Origin of the sequence: Pseudomonas cyclaminis, from assembly GCF_015163715.1 — a bacterium.
GTDB classification, from domain to species: Bacteria; Pseudomonadota; Gammaproteobacteria; order Pseudomonadales; family Pseudomonadaceae; genus Aquipseudomonas; species Aquipseudomonas cyclaminis.
In genome coordinates this window covers 1-5,725 of record NZ_JADDUM010000366.1, presented here as the reverse complement: position 1 = coordinate 5,725, position 5,725 = coordinate 1, and the positions used below count along the sequence as shown (strand labels likewise).

At 61.4% G+C, this 5,725-nt stretch carries 6 protein-coding genes and 1 pseudogene; 2 read left to right on the top strand and 5 right to left on the bottom strand.

Features of this window, described 5'->3' with window-relative positions:
• Together IQK56_RS30515 and IQK56_RS30510 are read right to left on the bottom strand one after the other, a co-directional pair.
• Nucleotides 1–697: pseudogene (locus tag IQK56_RS30515) on the bottom strand (type IV secretion protein Rhs); the annotation flags it as partial.
• Nucleotides 698–862: 165 nt separating this feature from the next.
• The gene (locus IQK56_RS30510; protein ID WP_193863844.1) at nucleotides 863–1,477 is read right to left on the bottom strand and encodes a LysE family translocator; all 615 of its coding nucleotides are present in this window, start codon (nucleotides 1,475–1,477) and stop codon (nucleotides 863–865) included.
• Between the two features lie 145 nt (nucleotides 1,478–1,622).
• On the opposite strand from IQK56_RS30510, the gene IQK56_RS30505 reads away from it, so the two are divergent.
• On the top strand, nucleotides 1,623–2,708 hold the full coding sequence (locus IQK56_RS30505) for a DUF1615 domain-containing protein (RefSeq protein ID WP_122310142.1): 1,086 nt from the start codon (nucleotides 1,623–1,625) through the stop codon (nucleotides 2,706–2,708).
• Here IQK56_RS30505 and IQK56_RS30500 read toward each other — a convergent pair whose 3' ends face one another.
• A complete protein-coding gene (locus IQK56_RS30500) occupies nucleotides 2,709–3,503 on the bottom strand; it encodes a DUF4349 domain-containing protein (RefSeq protein WP_193863843.1) in 795 nt (264 codons plus the stop codon).
• Nucleotides 3,504–3,659: 156 nt separating this feature from the next.
• On the opposite strand from IQK56_RS30500, the gene IQK56_RS30495 reads away from it, so the two are divergent.
• Nucleotides 3,660–4,079 (top strand): PaaI family thioesterase, encoded by a 420-nt coding sequence (locus IQK56_RS30495; protein WP_193863842.1) that lies wholly within the window; start codon nucleotides 3,660–3,662, stop codon nucleotides 4,077–4,079.
• A gap of 175 nt (nucleotides 4,080–4,254) precedes the next feature.
• On the opposite strand, the gene IQK56_RS30490 is transcribed toward IQK56_RS30495, so the two are convergent.
• Nucleotides 4,255–5,436: an acetyl-CoA C-acetyltransferase gene (locus IQK56_RS30490; protein WP_150677040.1), complete on the bottom strand. Its 1,182-nt coding sequence runs from the start codon at nucleotides 5,434–5,436 to the stop codon at nucleotides 4,255–4,257.
• A gap of 11 nt (nucleotides 5,437–5,447) precedes the next feature.
• Nucleotides 5,448–5,725: CoA-transferase (locus IQK56_RS30485; protein ID WP_279649548.1), on the bottom strand; the 278-nt coding region annotated here is incomplete at its 5' end.

The window sequence follows — 5,725 nt, the reverse complement described above, 5'->3', positions numbered from 1 at the left end:
CCAAGGGGGCGCACAGCCATTGGCAAAGCTGCTTGAGGTTGTCCCAGAGTGTGTACAGCGCGTCGCCAAACCCACGGGCATAGGCTTGATGCAAGGAGAGATAACGCTTGAGGAAGTCCGCCTCGGAATAGCCCTTCCACAATGGTTCAAACGTTTCGCTCCATTCAGTGCGCAACCACGCTTCCAGTGGCGTGATCACCGACTGATAAGATGCGTAGAGCGCCTTGAAGTGTTCCTTGGAAACGTTGGGGTAGAAGCTGACCCGGTAGGGCTGGTTGCGATCACATTCTTTGATTTCAAGAATGCCGCTGGGGCCAATGGTTTTATGAATGGGCTCGCCCAACGGGCCGCCGTTTGGGTCGATGCGCTGCACCACCACCGGCGTATTGCCAATGGGTACGAAGCGTGAACTTTGAAACATATGCACCAGCGTCAACGTCCCGCTGGCTTGACACTGTGCGACGGTCGCACTGGGGAAGAGGGAGCGGTTGATCGGCGCCACCAGCGCCACTTCATCCCCAACCTTGAACACCTGCTCGATATCCAGCGCCGAAAAACTGAAAAAGCTTTCGGCCCACGCATCGTAGTGATTGAGGCAGCGTTGGAAGTCGCTGAGCACGGACTCGACGTCACGCGTCTTTGAATCCATGGCCGCCAGCACCAGATACCCAATGGCTTGGCTGGTGGCGCTGATCATGAGACAGCCCCGTCAACCAGGGCCTTAACGAAAAGAACCATCTGCAATCCTTCGCACTGTGTATTCAGGCGAAGGACTTTGCAGAGGTTTTCAGGGAGAAGCTGTAGAGCTTATCCGGCGCTTACGTGGGAGGTTTCAGCGGCTTTCGTCAGCTTCCAAAAGCCTTTAGCGCTGCGCAAACGCCAGGTTCAACCCCAGCCCCGCAAACGCCGCTGCAAAACTACGGCGCAGCCAGTTCTGCACCCGGGGTGATTCGATCACGGCGCGGCGAAATACGTTGGCCAGCAGGCCATACAGCACAAACACTGCGAACGTCATCGCCATGAACACACTGCTCAACACCAGCATTTGCAGGGCTGGCGACGTGCTGCCCGGCACCACGAATTGTGGCAGGAACGCCAGGAAGAACATGGTCAGCTTGGGGTTGAGAATATTCAGCAAGACACCACGGACCATCAGGCTCCGGGCTGTGGAAACCCCCGGTGCGTCATTCATGGCGAAGGCCGAACGGTCGCGCCAGGTGGCGTAAGCCAGGTAGAGCAGGTAAGCGGCGCCAGCGAATTTCAGCACTTCGAACGCCAGGGCGCTGGTGTGCAGCAGGGCCGAAAGGCCGAGGGTCGACGCGAGCAGGTGCGGAATGATCCCGGCGGTACAGCCCAGCGCCGCGTAGAGACTGGCGCGTTTGCCGGCGGTCAGGCCGGTGGAAATGGTATAGATCACGCCCGTACCGGGAATCAGCACGACGATCAGGCAGGTGACGAGGAAGTTCAGGCTCAGCATGGCATTCAAACTCCTTGTACGAATGGGGGAAGAAAGATCCTGTCACGTTCGGCTCCAGTTGGCGAGAACGCGAGTTGACGAACCCGCGTTAGACTTACCGGTCCATATCCGCAACGCTCGGCCCATTGTTCTTCAAGGAAGCCCCATGTCCCCACGCCGCCTGATCCTGTGCCTCATCCCCTTGCTGGTGCTGGCCGGTTGCTCCACCTCACGCGGCCCGCAGCAACCGGAGCGCAGCGAGGCCGAGGTGAAGGCGCAGATTGTGCGCCTGCTCCCGGCGAAGGTGGCGGATCGCAATGGTTGGGCTCAGGATATCTACACGGCTTTCGATACCCAGAAAATCTACCCCAGCACCGAGAATATCTGCGCTGTGCTGGCGGTGACGGAGCAGGAGTCGACCTATCAGGTCGACCCGCCCGTGCCCAATATGGGCAAGATCGCCCAGGACGAGATCCTGCGCCGCGCTGGCAAAGTGCATGTGCCGGCCTTTGTGGTGCGCAGTGCGCTGCAATTGAAATCGCCCACCGGCAAGTCCTACGCCGACCGGTTGAATGCTGCACGCACCGAGAAAGACCTCAGCGGCATATTCGATGACTTCATCAGCATGGTGCCCTTGGGCAATACGCTGTTTGGTGGTTTCAACCCGGTGCACACCGCAGGCCCCATGCAGGTCAGCATCGACTTTGCACAGAAACAGGCGCGGGGTTATCCCTACACGGTGGATGGCACGATTCGTCGGGAGGTCTTCACCCGCCGTGGCGGTATGTACTTTGGCATCGCCCATTTGCTAGGTTATCCAGTGAATTACGACCAGCCGCTGTACCGTTTTGCCGACTTCAATGCGGGTTGGTATGCGAGCCGTAATGCGGCGTTCCAGGCGGCGGTCAGCCGCGCTTCCGGCACCGAGCTGGCGCTGGACGGGGATTTGATCCGCTATGGCTCACTGCTGCCGGGCACTACTGAGCTGGCGGTGCGCTCCCTGGGCGCCAAGCTGGATATGCGCAACCCCAGCATCCGTAGCCAGTTGGAGCAGGGCGAACAGTTGGATTTTGAGGACACCACGCTCTATAAACGCGTGTTTGCCCTGGCCGAGAAGGCTGCCGGTAAACCGATGCCACGGGCGATCTTGCCGGGCATTGTGCTCAAGAGCCCGAAGATCACCCGCAACCTCACCACGGCGTGGTTCGCCAAGCGCGTGGATGAGCGCTATCAGCGCTGTATGAAGCGCTGATCAGGGGCGGCGCCGCACAAACTTGCGCCACAGCCACACCCACAACCAGACCACCGGGAACGCCAGGATCACAAAGGGCAGGACATAGCTGGCGCGCTCCAGGGCGTCAGCCGTGCCTTCCACCATATTCGTGCCCAGGTTGCTGAACATCCGGCTGAAGCGTGACGGTTGGTTCGCGCCGTCCGAAGAGCGGAAATTGAGGGTGACGCGGTTTGTATCCAGGCGGCGCTGTTGCCCGGCTGCAATCTGGGCCAGTGCCTGCAGGTCGTTTTCGATGCCGGCCTGTTCCTTGCTCAAGACGATCAGGTCGCTGACGGTGATGTCCTTGCGCTTGGCCAGTTCATCAAGGCGCTGTTGCTGGGCTTGCAGGCGGTCCTGGCGGCGGTTCACATCGTCGACAGCATCGGCCAGGTCTTCGGCGGTGGTGATGCGCTGGCCAAGCGTGCCGCCTTCAGCCGCCATGGCGACCATTGGCTCGACGCCCGTTGGCGCGATACGCAGGATCATCTCGCCACCGTTACCGTCTTCGGTGATCCCCAGGATATTGCACGCGCCGAACCGCGCCGTTTCACACGCCTCACGGGTGGCCTGCATGCGTGGTGCGAGTAGGGCACCTGGCAGGGCCAGGGTCAGCTCATGCTCATAGGCTAATTGGGCGCCGGCCCTGCCTTGTTCCCCATTGACCACCGTGGCGCGGGGGTGATCCTTGGGCGAGCAGCCGACCAGGGCCATGCCGGCCAGCAAAATCAACAGAGGCGCTCGAAACGAGTGAAGGTTGCCGTCCTGATGGCGCATTGCAGTTCCTTGAGGTGTGCGGGGGAAATGGGCGGCGATTAAAGCGGGTCTGGCGGATTAACGCAAAGCATCGCGCAAGATTTGTGCGGCTGATGGTGATGGCTACCGTCTGGAGCGTGGCGTACATGTCAAGCCTGACTCCAAGGAAGACCTGCCATGATTGCTCACGCCGTGCCTGAAGGTTTTGTCCCTCTGCCTCGCAGCAGCCCATTGCTTGATCTACTTGGCCCGGCGTATTGCCGGGGTGAGGGCTTGCAACTGGAAGTCGGCCTGCGCGCCGACAATCGCCACGCCAATGGGCGCGGCACGGTGCATGGCGGTGTGTTGGCGACGCTGGCGGATATCGGCATGGGCTATGCGATGGCGTTTTCCAGTGAGCCGCCGTTGCCGCTGATCACTGCGAGCATGACCGTGGATTACCTGGGCGCGGTACAGGTGGGGGAGTGGATTGTGGTGCGGCTGGAACATCACAAGCAGGGGCGGCAGATGGCGTTTGGGACGGTGAGTCTGCAGGTGGGGGAGAAGGTGGTGGCGCGGGCGAATGCGGTGTTTGCGGTGCCGCAATCTGACAGGTGATGAAGCCCCATCCCACATTTGGAGAAAACTGTGTAAAGGAAAGGCCCGGTTTTCGTGGAACCGGGCCTTTTCTGTGATGCTCTAATTGGGGCTGCTTCGCAGCCCCGCGCGGGCGGTGCGACGATTCGACAAGCCCGCTCACCACAACAAGCCCGCTCACCACAGATCGTCAATATCAGCTGCGTTCGAGAGCGAGGGCTACGCCCTGGCCGCCACCGATGCACAGCGTTGCCAGGCCTTTCTTGGCGTCGCGCTTGATCATTTCATGCAGCAGGGTCACCAGCACGCGGCAGCCTGAAGCGCCGATGGGGTGGCCGATGGCGATGGCGCCGCCGTTGACGTTGACCTTTTCAGCGTCCCATTCCAGCTCTTTGCCCACGGCTAATGCTTGAGCAGCAAAGGCTTCATTGGCTTCGATCAGGTCCAGGTCACTCAGTTTCCAGCCGGCTTTGTCCAGGCAACGGCGGGTGGCCGAGACCGGGCCGATGCCCATGATCGCCGGGTCGACGCCGGCGTTGGCGTAGCTGGCGATACGGGCAAGTACCGGCAAGCCCAGGGCCTTGGCCTTGTCGGCACTCATCAGCAGCACGGCGGCGGCGCCGTCATTGAGGCTGGAGGCGTTGCCGGCGGTGACGCTGCCGTCTTTCTTGAATGCGGGTTTGAGTTTGGCCAGGGATTCGGCGCTGGTGCCGGCGCGCGGTTGTTCATCCACGGCGAAGGCGACAGGGTCGCCCTTGCGCTGGGGGATCAGGATCGGCGTGATTTCATCCGCAAAGCGCCCGGCTTCGATGGCCGCGCTGGCTTTTTGCTGGGAGGCGGCCGCGAAGGCGTCCTGGGCTTCACGGCTGATGCCGTACTTGTCCACCAGGTTCTCGGCGGTGATGCCCATGTGATAGTCGTTGAATGCATCCCACAAGCCATCGGTGATCATGCTGTCGATCATCTTGGCGTGGCCCATGCGCAAACCGGTGCGTGCGGCCGGCAATACGTACGGGGCGAGGCTCATGTTCTCCATGCCGCCGGCGATGATAACGTCTGCGTCGCCGCATCGGATGGCCTGGGCGCCGAGGTGCAAGGCCTTGAGGCCCGAGCCGCAGACCTTGTTCAGGGTCAGGGCTGGCACGGCGTGGGGCAGGCCGGCGAGGATCGAGGCCTGGCGCGCCGGGTTCTGGCCTGAGCCAGCGGTAAGCACCTGGCCGAGGATCACTTCATCTACCTGGGCCGGGTCCAGGCCGGTCTGCTCCAGCAGGCGGCGGATCACGGCGGCGCCCAGTTCCGGTGCCGGGATGTTGGCCAGTGAACCTTGAAAACTGCCCACGGCGGTGCGGGTGGCAGCAACAATCACGACGTCTTGCATGGAATCTGTCCTCACTGGAAGTGCATTTCTGGAACGTGGTCCGGGACGATCAGTTTACCGGCGGTCTTGCTCACAATCTCTTCAACGCTGACGCCAGGTGCGCGTTCCTTGAGGACAAAAGCGCCATTTTCGATTTCCAGGTACGCCAGGTCCGTCAATACACGCTTGATGCAGTTGGCGCCGGTCAGCGGCAGGCTGCACCGGCTGAGCAACTTGGACTCACCGTCCTTGGACGCGTGGGTCATGATCACGATGATGTTTTCCGCGCCGGCCACCAGGTCCATGGCGC